Origin of the sequence: Pseudomonas sp. YQ_5 (assembly GCF_043103305.1) — a bacterium.
Taxonomy (GTDB): Bacteria; Pseudomonadota; Gammaproteobacteria; order Pseudomonadales; family Pseudomonadaceae; genus Aquipseudomonas; species Aquipseudomonas putida_Y.
The window spans coordinates 1-16,752 of sequence record NZ_JBICJS010000030.1 but is presented as its reverse complement, the minus strand read 5'-3'; the positions used below and the strand labels follow the sequence as shown (position 1 = coordinate 16,752).

The window sequence follows — 16,752 nt, the reverse complement described above, 5'->3', positions numbered from 1 at the left end:
ATTCGTAGCATTAAGCCCGAGTGCCTTGCACTGCCTGACAGTCAGTCCGGCAGTAGCCGGTCGCGGCTGTTGGACAGGTGCAGGCACACCGCCGCCCGCGCGGCATCCGGGTCTTGTCGGCGGATGGCATTGAGGATCGCCTCATGCTCCAGGTTGGCCAGGTACGCTTGCCGCGCCAGCTTGGCCCCCGCGCGCTCGGCCTGGGCCATGCGGTTGCGCGGAATCAGGCCGTTACCCAGTTGCTGCAGCATCTCGGTGAAGTACAGATTGCCGGTGGCCTCGGCAATCAGCAGGTGAAAGCGCCGGTCGGCTTCGATGCAGCTGTCGCCGGCAGCGGCCAGGTCCTGATAGTCATCCAGCGCCTGGCGCATGCGCGCCAATTGCCCCTCATCACGACGCAGTGCGGCCAGCGCGGCAGCCTGGCCCTCAAGGCCAATACGCAGCTCCAGCAGATCGCGCACATTCGCCGCGCTCTCCGCCGCAACGTGCAGGCCGGCCTGGGCCTGGCGCTCCATCACGAACGTACCGATCCCGTGGCGCGGCTCCACCAACCCCGAGGCTTGCAGCTTCGACAAGGCTTCGCGAACCACTGTGCGGCTGACCCCGTGCTCGCGTACCAGGGTGTTTTCCGAGGGCAACTTGTCGCCCGGCCTGAAGGTGCCCAGCAGAATCTGCTGGGTCAGGTTGGAAACCAGATCATGGGCGCGGCTGTGGCCGCGTTTGCGAGTGTGTTCGGGTTCCATGTGTGATCCGCTTCTTGGTTTGCTTGTACGACAAGTTAATCGATAGAAAAATTTTTTGCCGATTTTTCGCGCATCCAATTCAGCATGTAATTGATCTGTTTTTGCACGTTCGGATCAAATTAGCATTGTGACAGGTTGTATTTTGCTATTTTGCCGACGTTAATGATCTTGTCGTACAACTTCGCTGCGAATAAGCTCCTCCCCACTGCCATGTCAGACAACCCGACCCGCACAAAAACAATTAGTGGGAGATTCGCAAGTGAACGACACCCTCGCTCCGTCTGCCCGGCATGAAGGCGACGCGTTGGCCAGCGCCGTGGCCAAGGTCAAGCGCCACGTCCTGCCGCTGTTCGTCATCATGTTCATCGTCAACTACCTCGACCGCGTCAACATTGGCTTCGTCCGGCCCCACCTGGAAAGCGACCTGGGCATCAGTGCCGCGGCCTTTGGCTTTGGTGCCGGGCTGTTCTTCATCGGTTACGCGCTGTTCGAAGTACCTTCGAACATGCTGCTGCAAAAGGTCGGTGCCCGGCTGTGGCTGACCCGCATCATGTTCACCTGGGGGCTTGTGGCCACGGCCATGGCCTTCGTGCAGAACGAAACCCAGTTCTACGTGCTGCGCTTTCTGCTCGGTGTTGCCGAAGCGGGCTTCTTTCCGGGGGTGATCTACTACTTCACCCGTTGGCTGCCGGCGGCTGAGCGCGGCAAAGCCATTGCCATCTTCCTCAGTGGCTCGGCGCTGGCTTCGCTGATTTCCGGGCCGCTGGCCGGGGCGTTGATGCAAATCCAGGGCCTGGGCCTGCATGGCTGGCAGTGGATGCTGTTCATCGAAGGCATGGCCTCGGTAGCCCTGTGCTTCTTCGTGTTCTTCTGGCTCGACTCCAGGCCGCAGGACGCCAAGTGGCTGAGCAAGGCCGAGCAGGACGCGCTGGTTGCCACCATCGACCGTGAGCAGCAAGCACGTGAGGCCATCGGCGCGGTCAGGCCGTCGGCCTGGAGCCTGCTCAAGGACCGCCAGATCGTGCTGTTCTGCCTGATCTACTTCTGTATCCAGCTGACCATCTATGCCGCGACCTTCTGGCTGCCTAGCATCATCAAGCGTATGGGTGACCTCAGTGACATGCAGGTCGGCTTCTTCAACTCGATCCCTTGGCTGATCTCGATCCTGGCCATGTACGCCTTCGCCGCCGGTTCCGCTCGCTGGAAGTTCCAGCAGGCCTGGGTGGCGGGCGCCCTGCTGGTCGCTGCCACGGGCATGTTCATGTCCACCACGGGTGGGCCGGTGTTCGCCTTCGTCGCCGTGTGCTTCGCCGCGATCGGCTTCAAGTCAGCGTCGTCACTGTTCTGGCCAATCCCCCAGGGCTATCTGGACGCCCGCATCGCTGCGGCGGTGATTGCCCTGATCAACTCGGTCGGCAACCTCGGCGGCTTCGTTGCCCCCACCACCTTCGGCTTGCTGGAGCAGCAGACTGGCTCGATCCAGGGCGGGCTGTACGGCCTGGCGGTGACCTCGGTGCTGGCGGCGATTGCCATCTTCTTCGTACGCATTCGCCCCAAGGGCGTCCCTTCCGATGACCTCAAGGCCCCTTCGGCCCTGGGCCAGACCCACTGATGACTGCGAGACAACCCTGATGAATATGCAGACCCTTCACACCAGCACCCCGGTGGTCACCGACCTGCGCGTGGTCCCCGTGGCCGGCCACGACAGCATGCTGCTCAACCTCAGTGGCGCCCATGGCCCGTACTTCACCCGCAACGTAGTGGTGCTGCGCGACAGCGCCGGCAATACCGGCCTGGGCGAAGTGCCCGGCGGCGAGAACATTCGCCAGACCCTGGAGGACGCCCGCAGCCTGGTGGTCGGCCAGCCGATCGGCCATTACCAGCGTGTACTCAATGCCATGCGCCAGACCTTCGCCAACCGCGACTCGGCAGGCCGCGGCCTGCAGACCTTCGACCTGCGCATCACCGTGCATGCGGTAACGGCCATCGAATCGGCATTGCTCGACCTGCTCGGCCAGCACCTGAACGTGCCGATGGCGGCACTGCTGGGCGAGGGGCAGCAACGGGATGCGGTGAAGATGCTCGGCTACCTGTTCTACATCGGCGACCGCCAGCAGACCGACCTGGCTTATCGCAACGAAGCCGACAGCGATGACGACTGGTTCCGCCTGCGCCACGAAAAGGCCCTGACCCCGGAAGCAGTGGTGCGGCTGGCCGAGGCCGCCAAGGCGCGCTATGGCTTCAGCGACTTCAAGCTCAAGGGCGGCGTGCTGCGCGGTGAACAAGAGATGGAGGCCGTGACAGCGCTGGCCGAACGCTTCCCCGAAGCGCGCATCACGCTCGACCCCAATGGCGCGTGGTCGCTAAAGGAGGCCATCGCCCTGTGCCGCGACAAGCACGATGTACTGGCGTACGCCGAAGACCCGTGCGGCGCCGAGAATGGTTACTCGGGCCGCGAGGTGATGGCCGAATTCCGCCGCGCCACCGGCCTGCCTACCGCGACCAACATGATTGCCACCGACTGGCGACAGATGGGCCATGCCATTCAGTTGCAGTCGGTGGACATTCCGCTGGCCGATCCGCACTTCTGGACCTTGCAGGGTTCGGTAAGGGTGGCGCAGATGTGCAACGACTGGGGGCTGACCTGGGGTTCTCACTCCAATAACCACTTCGACATTTCGCTGGCGATGTTCACCCAGGTAGCGGCTGCGGCGCCGGGTGAAATCACGGCGATCGACACCCACTGGATCTGGCAGGATGGCCAGCGCCTGACCCGTGAGCCGCTGCGCATTGTCGACGGGCATGTGCGGGTGCCGGCGCGCCCGGGCTTGGGCGTGGAACTGGATGAAGTCCAGCTGGCCAAGGCCCATGAGTGCTACCGCAACATGGGGCTGGGGGCACGGGATGACGGCGTGGCGATGCAGTACCTGATTCCGGGATGGCGCTTCGATAACAAACGACCCTGCCTGGTGCGTTGAGGCTGCTGGCCTCTTCGCGGGCAAGCCCGCTCCTACATCAACCGGTGGTGTCGCTACGCACCCTTGTAGGAGCGGGTTCACCCGCGAATAGGCCCGACCTGCCGGCCAATCCCCCCAGTCATTCACCGCCCCCACCGCATTCATCAATCGGTACCGTCGCCACGCACCATCGTAGGGGCGGGTTCACCCGCGAAAGGGCCGGCACAGACAACACACATTCAAATGAAAAACAAAAGCTCCATTTGGGCCTGTGGCGCGTTCGGATATGCCATTCGCGACATTTGGCGTTGATGGAAATGCCCTGTCGTGATCGAACAGTTCCGGGGCGTTCTCGTGTAATTCCCTACAGCCATGCGGGGATTAAATGAAGCCCGCCCTGCACTGACACGTTGCTCTGTGAAGCGCTCCAAATATCAACAAAAGAGCGCGAGTAACGTGTCGACTTATTGATTTCAAAGGAGATATTTTTCGCCTACGCCTGCCCGTCCTTCCTTGTGTCAGCAAAAAGAGAACAACATCAATGAACACCGTGGGATCTGATGGCAACCTTGCACAAGGTTTCAAGCCACGTCACGTAACGATGCTGTCCATCGCCGGCATCATCGGCGCCGGACTTTTCGTAGGTTCTGGCCATGCCATCGCGGCAGCCGGGCCAGCAACCATAATTTCCTATTTCGTGGCCGGAACCTTGGTGGTACTGGTCATGCGCATGCTCGGCGAAATGGCCGTGGCACACCCCGACACCGGATCGTTTTCCACCTACGCTGACCAGGCCATTGGCCGCTGGGCCGGCTATACCATCGGCTGGTTGTACTGGTGGTTCTGGGTACTGGTCATTCCTATCGAAGCATTGGCCGCCGGGCATGTGCTGAACGCCTGGTTCCCGCAGGTGGACAGCTGGATCTTCGCCCTGGCTTCGGTGTTGCTGCTGGCAGGTACCAACCTGTTCAGCGTGGCCAAGTACGGCGAGTTCGAGTTCTGGTTCGCCATCCTCAAAGTCACCGCCATTCTGGGCTTCATCGGCCTGGGCTTTGCCGCGCTGATGGGCTGGCTGCCCAACCGCGAGGTCAGCGGCCTGAGTACCTTGGTTGCCGAGTACGGCGGCTTTGCGCCGAAAGGCTGGTCGGCAGTGGTGGGTGCGTTCATCACCGTGATGTTCAGCTTCATCGGCACCGAGGCGGTGACCATCGCCGCGTCCGAGTCCAGCGACCCGTCGCGCAACATCGCCAAGGCCACTCGCTCGGTGATCTGGCGTATCAGCACCTTCTACATCCTGTCGATCTTCGTGATCATTTCGGTGGTGCCGTGGAACGACCCGCAGCTGGCGGTGGTGGGTTCGTACCAGCGTGCGCTGGAAATCATGAACATCCCCAACGCGGCATTCATGGTCGACCTGGTGGTACTGGTAGCTGTTACCAGCTGCATGAACTCGTCGATCTACATCGCTTCGCGGATGATGTTCTCGCTGGCCAAGCGCGGTGACGCCCCGGCCTTCCTCAACAAGACCTCCAAGGTCGGTGTACCGCGTGCTGCGGTGTTCGGCAGCACCTTGATCGGTGCGGCCATCGCGGTCCTCAACTACTTCGCACCGAAGGGCGTGTTCGAGTTCCTGCTGGCCAGCTCTGGCGCCATCGCCCTGTTGGTGTACATGGTTATCGCCATCTCCCAGCTGCGCATGCGCCGCCGTCTGGAGCGCGAGAACACCGAACTGAAGTTCCGCATGTGGCTGTTCCCGTACCTGACCTGGGCGGTGATCATTTTCATTGCCGGGGCGCTGGCGGTGATGATGTACACGCCTGAGCATCGGGCGGAAGTGAGCTCGACATTGGGCCTGGCGATCGTGATTTCCTTCCTGGGGATCGTGACGGCGAGGGGCCATGCGCAACCGGTAGGCGCGCGATCGATGGGGTGATTCAGTTCACCTGGCTGTAAGGCAAAGGGCACCCGAGGATGGGTGCCCTTTGTTTTTTGGGGCTTGAGCGTGCGTTTGGGTCAACAGGTGCCGGCAGGTACCCGCCCGGCAGCGCGTTTCATTGAAAATAAATGAGGTGTTTTCTCATTCTCGTTCGGCAGGTAGAGAAGGCCGGATTACAGGCCAGCCCGCCGACCCCGACACGGAGCGAGAGAATGAGTTTTACCCCGGTTCCACAGCGCCACCCCTTGAGTCGTGCCCTGCATGCTGCACTGTTGGGCCTGGCAGTCAGCACCTACGCACTGCCGTCGCTTGCACAGCCTTTGAGCGCTGATCACAACAGCCCGCTCAAGCAATGGAGCATTCCCGCGGGCCCGCTGGCGCCGGCACTGGACCGCTTTGCGCGCGAGGCGGGTATCAGCCTTTCGTTCGATGCGCAGAACGTGGCCAACCGCAATACCAACGGGGTGCAGGGCGCACTGGATACACGCTCGGCACTGTCGTCGCTGCTGCGCGGAACCGAGTTGCAGATTGAGCCGCAGGGCCCGAATGCCTACCTGGTAATACCGCAGCCTAAACCTGCCGGCCCGCTGGAGCTGGGCGCGACCGAGGACTACCGCCTGGCGCCTGTCATCATCAATGCCAAGGTCAAGGCCAGCGCCGACGATGACGCCAACTCGGTGGTTGCCAAGGAGCTGTGGGTAGGGGGCAAGGTGGCGACCAGCATCCTCAACACGCCCGCGTCCGTGTCTGTGGTGACCAACAAGGAAATGCAGCAGCGCAGCGTCAGCACCACCGAAGAGGCGCTGCAGTACACCCCCGGCGTGGTCAGCGACTACTACGGTTCGGACGACCGCAACGACTACTTCCTGATCCGCGGCTTCCAGGCCACCACCTACCGAGACGGCCTGACCCTCAGCTCGATGCGCGGTGTGCGCGAAGACCCTTACGCCTACGAGCGTATCGAAATTCTGCGGGGTGCCAACTCCACCCTGTTCGGCCCGGCAGACCCAGGTGGCTCGGTCAACTTCGTGACCAAGCAACCACGCTTCGAGAAGTTTGGCCAAGGCTACGTGACCTACGGCTCCTATGACCATGCCGAAACCGGGATCGATGTAGGCGATGCGCTGAACGACGAACAAACCCTGGCCGGCCGCTTCACGGCCAAGATGCAGAACAGCGACCGCGAGTACGACCATTCGCAGGACGATAACCGCTTCGTGATGGGCGGCCTGACCTGGGCGCCGACCGACTTCACCTCGGCCACGGTGGTGCTGGATTACCTGAAGACCAACAGCTCGCCGAACAGCGGTGGCTACCCGCTGGACAAGGAATACGACCGCAGCGACTTCTACGGCGAGCCCGGCTACAACTTCCACGATGTCGAGCGCACCAGCCTCAGCGGCAACATTACCCACGACTTCGACAACGGCTTCACCCTGCGCAGCAACCTGCGCTACAGCGAGCTGACCGATGACTTCGGCTATGTCTACCTGAGCGACAACGCTTCGCGTGTTGGCACCACCATTCCACGCTATGTCTTCGGCACCGACAGCGATGCCGACCAGCTCAATGGCAACTTGATGCTGCAGTACGATGCGCAGTTCGAGCACATCGACAGCAGCACGCTGGTGGGCGTCGAGTACCTCGACTCGACGACCAAACAGAGCTCGGTCTACGGCCTAGCGCCCTCCATCGACATCGCCAACCCGGTGTTCACCGGCGTGCCAGGCGGCATCACGCCCTATACCCGCAAAAAGAATGACGCCACCACCAAGGCGGTTTTCCTGCAGCAGAACCTGTCGTTCTTTGACCGCGTCATCGCGACCGCAGGCGTGCGTAGCGACTCGATGGACCTGTCGAGCAAGGAATACATCGGTGGCGAGCAAACGGAAAAGGACAACTTCTCCGAAACCTCCTACCGCGCGGCACTGACCTATATCGTCAACGATGAAGTGTCGACCTACGTGAGCATGGTGGAGTCCGTCTCGCCCCCGCAAGTAGGCGTTACCCCGCAGACCGGCAAGCAATACGAAGTGGGCATCAAGTATTCGCCCATGGGCATGGACGCACTCTTCTCCGCCGCTGTTTACGACCTGACCCAGGAGAACGTCACCATTGCCGTGGTGTTGCCAAGCGGCATCATCGAGCAGCAGACGGTGGGCGAGTCACGCGTGCGTGGCCTTGACCTGGAAGCCAAGGCACAAGTCACGCAGGACATCAGCGTGATTGGTGCTTACTCCTACATGGAGTCCGAGGTGCTGCGCGGATCGCTGTATGACGGCTCTTCCTTGAAGGGCAATGAGTTCACCACTGCGCCCAAACACACTGCATCGCTGTGGAGCTACTACGACATACCGGGCACTGACGTGAGCGTCGGCCTGGGCGCGCGGTATGTGGGGGCGTACTACATGGATGCTGCCAATACCAAGAAGAGCGATGGGACCACGTTGTTCGATGCGGCGCTGAACTACAAGATCGCCAAAGGGACCGACCTGGCGCTGAATGTGAGCAACCTGTTCGATGAGCAGCATGTGGTGGGGTCGGGGACGGCGAATTACTACAACCCGGGGCGTGAGGTGACGGCGAAGGTGAGTTATAGCTGGTAAGGCGGCCAGGGGATGGCACGGGTTGCGCCCCTGTTCGCGGGTGAACCCGTGGCCACAGGTGCGCAAGATCCTGACGCTTGCAATGAACCCCCGTATCTTCAAAGAGACTCACTTGTGAGTCGGTGTTTTTAGACCTTCAAATCGGCCCCGCTAAAACCGTTGCGCTGATAAAAGCGCTCCAGCTCACGGGCTTCCGGCTCCCTGCCGGTGAATATCTTCAGGTACTCGGGAATGTAGCGCATGCGCTGGGCCAGGGGCTCCCGGGTTTTCATGCTGATGTAGCCGATTTGCGTCAGGTAGATGGAACGGGCGCGGGTAATCGCGGCATCGTGTTCAAAGCCGAAACGGTCGAACATCTGCCGCAATGCCTCGACGCGTTGCGCGTCTGCCTGGCCGATTTCCTGCGCCACCTCCGGCGACTGCAGCGCCCAACTGCGCATGGCGAACTCGAATTGCGAGTCGAACAATTCGCTGTTCAGCCAGCAGTCGAAGACGTTGAGAATCGCCTCGGTGATGGACTCGGCATAGGCCTGGGATTTGGTCACCAGGTTGAAGGTGTTCTTGTTTTTCCATTGCTCGATCAAGGCCGCGAGCAAGGCATCGCGGTCTTCGAAAAACCAGTAGAAGCTGGTGCGCGACAAATTCAGTTTTTTGGCCAGCGGCATCACTCGCACGGCATCCACACCTGACTCGGTCAGGCTTTCATAGGCCGCATTAAGCCAGCCTTCCAGTGAACCTCGGCCTGCTGCTTCCGCCTTTGAGGTGGTTCCTTTCATGGGCATTTCTTCCCTTTTCAATGTGCGCTTCGTGGCAACTGTACACCATCGTCAAGAGTATTGACACCTGTGTACACAGGGGCATATTGTCGGCGTGCCTGATGACCTGTTTGCGAGACCGATATGAAAAACGATCCGCTACTTCAGCCTTATCGCCTCAAGCATTTGACCCTGCGCAACCGCATCATCACCACTTCCCACGAGCCGGCCTACCCGGAAGACGGGATGCCGAAAAAGCTCTACCGGGCCTACCACGTTGAACGTGCCAAAGCCGGCGTAGCCATGACCATGACCGCAGGCTCCGCCGCGATCTCCCGTGACAGCCCACCCGTGTTCAACAACATTCTGGCTTACAAGGACGAAGTGGTCGGCTGGATGAAAGACCTGACCGACGAGTGCCACGAACATGGTGCAGCGGTGATGATCCAGCTCACTCACCTGGGCCGGCGTACCCGCTGGGACAAAGGCGACTGGCTACCGGTGGTGTCGCCCTCCCACAATCAGGAACCCGCACACCGCGCCTTCCCCAAGCAGCTTGAACACTGGGACATCGACCGCATCATTCGCGACTATGCCGATGCCGCTGAACGCATGAAGGCCGCCGGCCTGGATGGCATCGAGCTGCAAGCCTACGGCCACTTGATGGACCAGTTCTGGTCGCCACTGACCAACGAGCTGGAAGGGCCGTACGGCGGCTCGCTGCAAAACCGCCTGCGCTTCACCTTCGATGTGCTTACGGCCATTCGCAAGCGCGTGGGCCCGGAGTTTATTGTCGGCATTCGCTACACCGGGGACGAAGTGCTCGCCGGAGGCCTGCAAAAAGAGGAGGGTTTGCAGATCTCTCAACTGTTGAAAGACAGTGGCATGATCGACTTCCTCAATGTGATTCGCGGCAACATCGCCACTGACGCCGGGCTGACCGACATCATCCCGATCCAGGGCATGCGCAATGCCCCGCACCTGGACTTTGCCGGCGAAATCAAGACGCTGACCGGCTTCCCGACCTTCCATGCAGCAAAAATTCCCGACGTGGCTACGGCGCGTCATGCCATTGCCTCGGGGTTGGTGGACATGGTCGGCATGACCCGCGCGCACATGACCGACCCGCACATCGTGCGCAAGATCATTGAAGGCCGTGAGGACGATATCCGCCCTTGCGTAGGCGCCAACTATTGCCTGGACCGCATTTACAACGCAGGCGCGGCCTACTGCATCCACAACGCCGCGACCGGGCGTGAAACCACCATGCCTCATGAAATACCCAAGGCTGTGCATAAGCGCAAAGTGGTGATTATTGGTGCCGGCCCTGGTGGGCTGGAGGCGGCACGTGTGGCAGGCGAGCGCGGCCACGAGGTGGTGGTGTACGAGCTGGCGGACAAACCCGGCGGGCAGATTCGCCTGACCGCACAGTCCGAGCGGCGCAAGGAAATGATCAGCATCATCGACTGGCGCATGGCGCAATGCGAGCGCCTTGGCGTGAGGTTCCACTTCAATACCTGGGCAGACACCGCGATTGTGCTCGATGAAAACGCCGACGTGGTGATCGTGGCGACCGGGGGCATGCCGCACACCGAAGTGCTGGAGCACGGCAATCAGTTCCTGGTTTCAAGCTGGGACATCATTTCCGGCGACGTTAAGCCTGGGCGCAATGTGCTGGTGTACGACGACGCGGGCGACCACGCCGGCCTGCAAGCCGCCGAATTCATAGCCCGCAGTGGCGCCAAGACAGAAATCATGACCCCCGACCGCTCGTTCGCGCCAGAAGTCATGGGCATGAACCTGGTGCCCTACATGCGCGCGTTACAGCAACTGGACACCACCTTTACCGTCACCTACCGGCTCAAGGCCGTGGAGAAACAAGGCGACCAATTGCTGGCCACGATCGGCACCGATTACAGCGACCTGACCAAAACGCGCCTGGTGGATCAGGTGGTGGTCAACCACGGCACCCGGCCGCTGGACGAGCTGTATTTCGACCTCAAACCCCTGGCCAGCAACGAAGGTGCCTTGGAGTACATGGACCTGATTGTCGGCAAGCCGCAAACCGTTGTCAGCAACCCCGAAGGGCGCTTCCAGCTGTTCCGCATTGGTGATGCAGTGGCGTCGCGCAATACCCATGCGGCCATCTACGATGCCCTGCGGCTGGTCAAGGACCTCTAGCCGCCCTGCGTCGCCCACAACAATAAAGACAGCCGTCACCAGATTTAGAAGCCTTTAGTTACTGCCCCGAAAGTTGGTCTGACTCAGCGGAGGTTGTTACATGCAAACGGGTTCTGATTCCATTGAGCTGCTCACGGCGTTAACCGAACGCGACCTGCGCTTTCGCAGCGATGCCAAGGTCACTGAACATGCCATCGCGCCGGTCGACACGGCGTTACTCGATGCGTATGCCGCCATCGATCGCAAAGCCTTGCGCCATTACCGCCTGGAGCGCATTCGCGAGCAACTGCGCGCCCAGGATTACGCCGGCATTCTGTTGGCCGATCCGATCAATATTCGCTATGCCACCGACACCAATAACCTTGGTTTGTGGGTGATGCACTCGCCCAGCCGCTATGTGTTCGTGGCCACCGACGGCCCGGTGGTGCTGTTCGAGTTCACCAGCAGCCGGCACAACAGCGAGCACGTTGAAACCATCGATGAAATTCGCCCGGCGATTCCCTGGCTGTATTTCCTTGCCGGCCCCCGCGTGCAGGAAAAAGCCGAGCGCTGGGCACAGGAGGTGGCGGACCTGATGGCCCGTCACGGTGGCGGCAATCGCCGCTTGGCGGTCGACCGCTGCGACCCTTGGGGCGCGCAGCGCCTGACACACCAAGGCATTGAGCTGTTCGATGCGCAGCCATTGATGGAGCAGGCACGCTTGATCAAATCGGCTGAAGAAGTGGCCAGCCACCGGGTGTCCATGGGCGTTTGCGACCTGGCCATTGCCCGGATGCGCACAAGCCTGGTGCCGGGGGTTACTGAAAACCAGCTGTGGAGCATCATGCACGGCACCAACGTCGCGCACGGCGGAGAGTGGGCCGAAAGCCGCCTGCTCAGCTCCGGGCCGCGCACCAATCCGTGGTTTCAGGACGCCACTGACAAGGTCATCAAGGCCGGTGAAATGGTCTGTTTCGACACCGACATGGTCGGGCCCGGCGGCTACCTTTCAGACATTTCGCGCAGCTTCATCTGCCCTGGCAAGGCGCCGACCATGGCCCAACGCGACTTGCTGGACATTGCCTCGCAGCAGATCAACCACAACGTCGAACTGCTGCGCCCGGGCCTTTCCTTTCGCGAGTTCGCCGAGCGCTGCTGGCCGGTGCCCCAGCGCTTCGAGCACAACCGCTACATGATGATGCTGCACGGTGTCGGGCTGGTGGACGAGTACCCCAGCGTCGCCTACGCGGTGGATTTCGCCGAGTGGGGGTACGACGGCCTGTTCGAGGAAAACATGGTGGTGTCGGTGGAAAGTTACATCGGTGAGCAAGGCGGTGGGGAAGGGGTGAAGCTCGAAGAACAGGTGCTGATCAGCGCCAACGGGCCGATCAAACTCTCGCGCACACCCTTGGTCGACGGCGATCGATAGCTGGAGCAAAACCATGAGCAGTATGACCGTGATCGAAACCGCACCCACCTTGGCGCCGCGCCCGGTGGCCAGCGCCGAACCGTTCTTGCGCCTGGAGGGCATTCATAAACAGTTTGGCCCTTACCCCGTCTTGCACGACGTGTGTTTTGAAATGAACAAGGGCGAGGTGGTGGCCATTATCGGCCCCAGTGGGTCGGGCAAAAGTACCTTGCTGCGCTGCATCAACCAACTGGAGCCGCCGACCAAGGGGCGTGTCAGCATGGATGGCGTGCACATCGAAGCTGGCAAGGCATTGCCCCGTACAGAGCTGCTGAAGTTGCGCCGGCGCATTGGCATGGTGTTCCAGTCGTTCAACCTGTTCCCGCACCTGACGGTGCTGCGCAACGTCAGCCTGGCGCAAATCCGCACCTTGGGCCGCAGCGCCAAGGAAGCCGACGCCCGCTCCTTGCAACTGCTCGAGCGCGTTGGGCTGGCTGACAAGGCCCAGCATTATCCGGCGCGCTGCTCCGGTGGCCAGCAGCAACGGATCGCCATCGCCCGCGCCCTGGCACTGGACCCTGAGCTGATGCTGTTCGACGAGCCGACCTCGGCGCTGGACCCCGAGCTGGGCCTGGAGGTGCTGGCGGTGATGAAAGAGCTGGCCGGCGAAGGCATGTCGATGATTGTCGTGACTCACGAGATGCACTTCGCCGAAACCGTGTCTGACCGGGTGGTGGTCATGGCTGACGGGCGCATCATCGAACACGGGCCGAGCCAGCGAGTGATGCGCGAGCCCGAGCATGAACGGGTGATCCAGTTCCTCCAGGCAGTGAGGAATCGCTGATGAAAGACATCCTGATGATGCTGTTGAATGGCATACCCTGGACCATTGCCGTTACCGTGCTCGCATTCTGTGTCGGCGTAGTGCTGGGGTTTCCCATCTGTGCCCTGCGCATGTCCAGGTTCAAGATGCTGAGCATTCTGGCTGCCATGCTGGTGCTGACCCTGCGCTCAATCCCCCCGATTGTCTGGCTGTTCTTCATCTTCTTCGGCATCGGTGGCGGCTATATCAGCTTGTCGCCATTTACCGCAGCGGTGGTTGGCTTGGGGCTGATCACGGCGGCGCACATGTCCGAGGTATACCGCGGTGCGTTCGCGGCGATTCCCGCCGGCCAGTTCGAAGCCGCCTATGTGCTTAACCTGTCGGCGCCGCAACGGTTTTTCGATGTGGTGTTGCCGCAGTTGGTGCGTATCGCCATTCCCACCTCAGCCACCTACGCCATTGGCCTGCTCAAGGATTCGGCCGTGGCCTCGACGATTGGCGTTGGTGAAATCAGCTTTCAGGCTTACCAGGTTTCACAGCAAACCTTTCAGGGCCTGAGCGTCTACAGCGCGGCGGCGGTGGTGTACCTGGTGCTCAGCGTGCCAGTGGCCTTGTTCTCTCGTTGGCTGTCGGCCACGTTGAAACAGAGGATTGCCCGATGAGCGAACTGCTGACGATGTGGATGCAATGGTTGCCGGAGTTGTGGAAGGGCTTTGTGCTGTCCATGCAGGTCACGGCGGTGAGCCTGGGCCTGGGCGTTGTGCTGGGGCTGTTGCTGGCACTGGGCGTTTCGGCGCCGAGCCGCTGGTTGCGTTACCCCTCCCTGGTGGTGGTGGAACTGGGGCGTGGCGCACCGGCGTTGATCCTGCTGCAGTACTTCTACTTTGGCCTGCCCAGCGTCAACCTCACCCTGACCTCGTTCTGGGCTGCTGCGCTGGCCATGGCGTACTGCACGGCCGCCTACACCAGTGAAATCATTCGCGGTGGCATCGAGTCGGTGGCCGCAGGGCAAACCGAGGCCGCCGAAGTGATCGGCCTCAACCGGTTCGACGCGCTGCGCTTTGTGATCCTGCCTCAGGCCTTGCGGGTGGCGCTGCCATCGCTGCTGGGGTTCTCGATCATGATGTTCCAGGCCTCGTCGCTGTGTTTCACCATCGCCCTGCCAGAAATTGTCAGCCGGGCGTCCTCCATTGGCTCTTCCACGTTCGAGTACATGCCGGTGCTGATACTGGCCGGTTTGATGTATGCCGCTGTCTGCGCCCCGGCGACCCTGGGTGTGGCAGCGCTGGAAAGAAGACTGGCCCCCAGCCAGCCATAACAACAAATCCACTCGCGCCGATTTCGGCTGCTGCTCTCTTATTGCAAAGGTGACGTCATGACTCGCTCATTCAAGCGTTTTACCCGTTGGATGTTCTTGTGCTCGACCTTGGCCGGTGCCCCGTACGCCTTGGCCGAATGCACCCCCGCGAACCAGTTTGAAACCATCACCCCGGGTGTGCTGACCGTAGCGGCGTATGTCTTCCCGCCTTACTCGATACCGGGGCCGAACAACCAGTTGAGCGGCGTGGACGGCGAGATCATCAAGCGCATCGCCGAGCGCGAATGCCTCAAAGTCAAAACCATGGTGGTGGACACGGCAGCCGTCGTCCAGGCTGTGGTGGCAAAGCGCGCCGATGTCGGCATCGGCGATTGGTATCGCACGGCAGAGCGAAGCAAGGCGTTGGGCTTGTCGGCACCCTTGTACCTGGACGTGATGGGCATCATTTCGGATGAGGGTTACACCAAGATTTCCGAACTGGATGGCAAGCGTATCGGCACCGTGCAGGGCTACCTGTGGGTGGACGATTTGAAGAACGCCTTTGGCGATAACCTGGTGCTCTACCCGAACCCCGTGGCCATGGCCCAGGACCTGGCGTCCAGGCGCATCCAGGTTGGCGCGGACAGCTTCGCGGTGGCCGTGTCTTCGCAGCAGAAGGGCGGCTACCCCGGCAAGAGCATCAAGGTGTCTGAGCCCGATCAACGGGTCAAGGCCACGCTTGAGCCCGGGCAGAGCGCCTTCCCGTACACCAAGGCCAACGCCGCCCTGGGCGAGGCACTGGGCAAGAACATCCAGGCCTTGCACGCCTCGGGCGAAATCGCAGAAATCCTCGCCTCGTTTGGCCTGGACCGCGAGGCTGCAAAAGTGGGTGAGCCCAGGATGATTCAGTAAAGGTAATCAAATCCCGTAGGAGCGGCTTTAGCCGCGAATGAACGCACCGCGAGCTTTCAGGAATGACGCGTTATCGTTCATTCGCGGCTACCGCCGCCCTTGCAGGTTCGCTGGCTGCGGCACACCTTCAACCCGAGAGCACCGAAGCCCCATGGACGACCACAAACCCGAAAAGCGCCTGTCGCTGACCGATGCCACCACCTTCGCGCGCCAGCTCTGCCTGGCCCATGGCACCAGCTACGCCGTGGCCACGGCGCTTGCAACCGCCACCGTATCAGCCCAGGCCCATGGCCAACACGAAGTCGGTTTCGGCCATTTGCCTGACTACCTCAGCGGCTTTGCCACTGGCCGAATCGCCACGGCTGCCGAGCCCATCGTGACCCAGGTCGCGCCGGCCATGATCCGCTGCGACGCGGCCCGAGGCATCGCGCAACTGGGGTTCGATCGCGCCTTCCCAGCGCTGTGCAGCAATGCGCATCAACTGGGTATCGCCCTGTTTGCGCAGTTCAACGCGTTCACCTGCGGCGAGTTGGGCTATTACACCCGTCGCCTGGCGCGCGAGGGGCTGGTCGCGTTGGCGTTCACCAACGGCTCACCGCTGCTCACCGTGGCCGGCCAGAGCCAGCCGCTGTACTCCACCAACCCCATCGCATTTGCCGCCGCCAGTGACACGGGGCGGTTACTGGCGATTGACCAAGCCAGCAGCGCCACGGCCTACGTGAACCTGTTGCGGGCTGCTGAAGCGGGGGAGCCGATACCGGCAGGCTGGGCGGTTGATGCGCAAGGCAATGAAACGCGCAGCGCGCGGGAGGCATTGCATGGGACATTGCTGGCATTTGGGGGCGGCCGTGGGGCTAATATTGCGTTGATGGTTGAGGTACTTGCGGCGGGAGTGACGGGGGCCAATTGGTCGCTGGATGCAGCGGATTTCCGTGCTGGGAGCGAATCGCCTGGGGCTGGGATGCTGGTGGTTGGTATTGCGCCCAGGTTGCTGGATGAGTGTTTTGCTTTAAGGTTGGGCGAGCAGATGGCTCGGCTTGAAGCCTTGGGGGTTTACTTGCCGGGGAAGGGGAAAGAGCAAGCTTATGATTGTGCGGTTCGTGAGGGGATCAGCTTGCCGGTAGCGGCTTACGATGCGTTTAGAGGGCAGTTGGG

13 protein-coding genes are annotated in these 16,752 nt (G+C 61.5%); 11 read left to right on the top strand and 2 right to left on the bottom strand.

What is annotated here, in order from left to right; all coding sequences use genetic code 11:
* Window positions 1-41: 41 nt before the first annotated feature.
* Entirely contained in the window at window positions 42-743 is a 702-nt protein-coding gene (locus ACF8EA_RS05470) for a FadR/GntR family transcriptional regulator (RefSeq protein ID WP_392521247.1), read from the bottom strand.
* Window positions 744-1,002: 259 nt separating this feature from the next.
* Between ACF8EA_RS05470 and ACF8EA_RS05465 the strand changes: the two genes are divergently transcribed.
* The 4 genes from ACF8EA_RS05465 (at window position 1,003) to ACF8EA_RS05450 (ending at window position 8,242) form a co-directional block, all read left to right on the top strand.
* On the top strand, window positions 1,003-2,355 hold the full coding sequence (locus ACF8EA_RS05465; protein ID WP_103463083.1) for an MFS transporter: 1,353 nt from the start codon (window positions 1,003-1,005) through the stop codon (window positions 2,353-2,355).
* Window positions 2,356-2,374: 19 nt separating this feature from the next.
* On the top strand, window positions 2,375-3,721 hold the full coding sequence (gene gudD, locus ACF8EA_RS05460) for a glucarate dehydratase (RefSeq protein WP_392521246.1): 1,347 nt from the start codon (window positions 2,375-2,377) through the stop codon (window positions 3,719-3,721).
* 520 nt (window positions 3,722-4,241) lie between these two features.
* Window positions 4,242-5,633 carry an amino acid permease gene (locus ACF8EA_RS05455; protein ID WP_103469505.1) on the top strand — a complete coding sequence of 464 codons (1,392 nt, stop codon included), beginning with the start codon at window positions 4,242-4,244 and terminating at the stop codon, window positions 5,631-5,633.
* Between the two features lie 215 nt (window positions 5,634-5,848).
* Entirely contained in the window at window positions 5,849-8,242 is a 2,394-nt protein-coding gene (locus ACF8EA_RS05450; protein ID WP_392521245.1) for a TonB-dependent siderophore receptor, read from the top strand.
* A gap of 128 nt (window positions 8,243-8,370) precedes the next feature.
* On the opposite strand, the gene ACF8EA_RS05445 is transcribed toward ACF8EA_RS05450, so the two are convergent.
* Window positions 8,371-9,018, bottom strand: a complete 648-nt coding sequence (locus ACF8EA_RS05445; protein ID WP_330508573.1) for a TetR/AcrR family transcriptional regulator — start codon at window positions 9,016-9,018, stop codon at window positions 8,371-8,373.
* Window positions 9,019-9,141: 123 nt separating this feature from the next.
* Here ACF8EA_RS05445 and ACF8EA_RS05440 point away from each other — a divergent pair, with 123 nt between their 5' ends.
* The 7 genes from ACF8EA_RS05440 to ACF8EA_RS05410 form a co-directional block, all read left to right on the top strand.
* A complete protein-coding gene (locus ACF8EA_RS05440; RefSeq protein WP_392521244.1) occupies window positions 9,142-11,178 on the top strand; it encodes an FAD-dependent oxidoreductase in 2,037 nt (678 codons plus the stop codon).
* Between the two features lie 100 nt (window positions 11,179-11,278).
* Window positions 11,279-12,586, top strand: a complete 1,308-nt coding sequence (locus ACF8EA_RS05435; protein ID WP_014592431.1) for a Xaa-Pro peptidase family protein — start codon at window positions 11,279-11,281, stop codon at window positions 12,584-12,586.
* A 13-nt stretch (window positions 12,587-12,599) separates the two neighbouring features.
* Window positions 12,600-13,409 carry an amino acid ABC transporter ATP-binding protein gene (locus ACF8EA_RS05430; protein WP_004576155.1) on the top strand — a complete coding sequence of 270 codons (810 nt, stop codon included), beginning with the start codon at window positions 12,600-12,602 and terminating at the stop codon, window positions 13,407-13,409.
* Window positions 13,409-14,050: an amino acid ABC transporter permease gene (locus ACF8EA_RS05425; protein WP_392521243.1), complete on the top strand. Its 642-nt coding sequence runs from the start codon at window positions 13,409-13,411 to the stop codon at window positions 14,048-14,050. The genes ACF8EA_RS05430 and ACF8EA_RS05425 overlap by 1 nt, the downstream gene beginning before the upstream one ends.
* Window positions 14,047-14,706 carry an amino acid ABC transporter permease gene (locus tag ACF8EA_RS05420; protein WP_209963330.1) on the top strand — a complete coding sequence of 220 codons (660 nt, stop codon included), beginning with the start codon at window positions 14,047-14,049 and terminating at the stop codon, window positions 14,704-14,706. The genes ACF8EA_RS05425 and ACF8EA_RS05420 overlap by 4 nt, the downstream gene beginning before the upstream one ends.
* 57 nt (window positions 14,707-14,763) lie before the next feature.
* Window positions 14,764-15,597 carry a transporter substrate-binding domain-containing protein gene (locus tag ACF8EA_RS05415; protein ID WP_392521242.1) on the top strand — a complete coding sequence of 278 codons (834 nt, stop codon included), beginning with the start codon at window positions 14,764-14,766 and terminating at the stop codon, window positions 15,595-15,597.
* A gap of 151 nt (window positions 15,598-15,748) precedes the next feature.
* A partial coding sequence (locus ACF8EA_RS05410; RefSeq protein WP_392521241.1) for an Ldh family oxidoreductase occupies window positions 15,749-16,752 on the top strand: 1,004 nt, incomplete at its 3' end.

Excerpts from the sequence above, each read along its gene's own strand:
- ACF8EA_RS05470 (WP_392521247.1), bottom strand. The coding sequence starts at position 743 with ATGGAACCCGAACACACTCGCAAACGCGGCCACAGCCGCGCCCATGAT.
- gudD (WP_392521246.1), top strand. The coding sequence starts at position 2,375 with ATGAATATGCAGACCCTTCACACCAGCACCCCGGTGGTCACCGACCTG.
- ACF8EA_RS05455 (WP_103469505.1), top strand. The coding sequence starts at position 4,242 with ATGAACACCGTGGGATCTGATGGCAACCTTGCACAAGGTTTCAAGCCA.
- ACF8EA_RS05450 (WP_392521245.1), top strand. The coding sequence starts at position 5,849 with ATGAGTTTTACCCCGGTTCCACAGCGCCACCCCTTGAGTCGTGCCCTG.
- ACF8EA_RS05445 (WP_330508573.1), bottom strand. The coding sequence starts at position 9,018 with ATGAAAGGAACCACCTCAAAGGCGGAAGCAGCAGGCCGAGGTTCACTG.
- ACF8EA_RS05440 (WP_392521244.1), top strand. The coding sequence starts at position 9,142 with ATGAAAAACGATCCGCTACTTCAGCCTTATCGCCTCAAGCATTTGACC.
- ACF8EA_RS05435 (WP_014592431.1), top strand. The coding sequence starts at position 11,279 with ATGCAAACGGGTTCTGATTCCATTGAGCTGCTCACGGCGTTAACCGAA.
- ACF8EA_RS05430 (WP_004576155.1), top strand. The coding sequence starts at position 12,600 with ATGAGCAGTATGACCGTGATCGAAACCGCACCCACCTTGGCGCCGCGC.
- ACF8EA_RS05425 (WP_392521243.1), top strand. The coding sequence starts at position 13,409 with ATGAAAGACATCCTGATGATGCTGTTGAATGGCATACCCTGGACCATT.
- ACF8EA_RS05420 (WP_209963330.1), top strand. The coding sequence starts at position 14,047 with ATGAGCGAACTGCTGACGATGTGGATGCAATGGTTGCCGGAGTTGTGG.
- ACF8EA_RS05415 (WP_392521242.1), top strand. The coding sequence starts at position 14,764 with ATGACTCGCTCATTCAAGCGTTTTACCCGTTGGATGTTCTTGTGCTCG.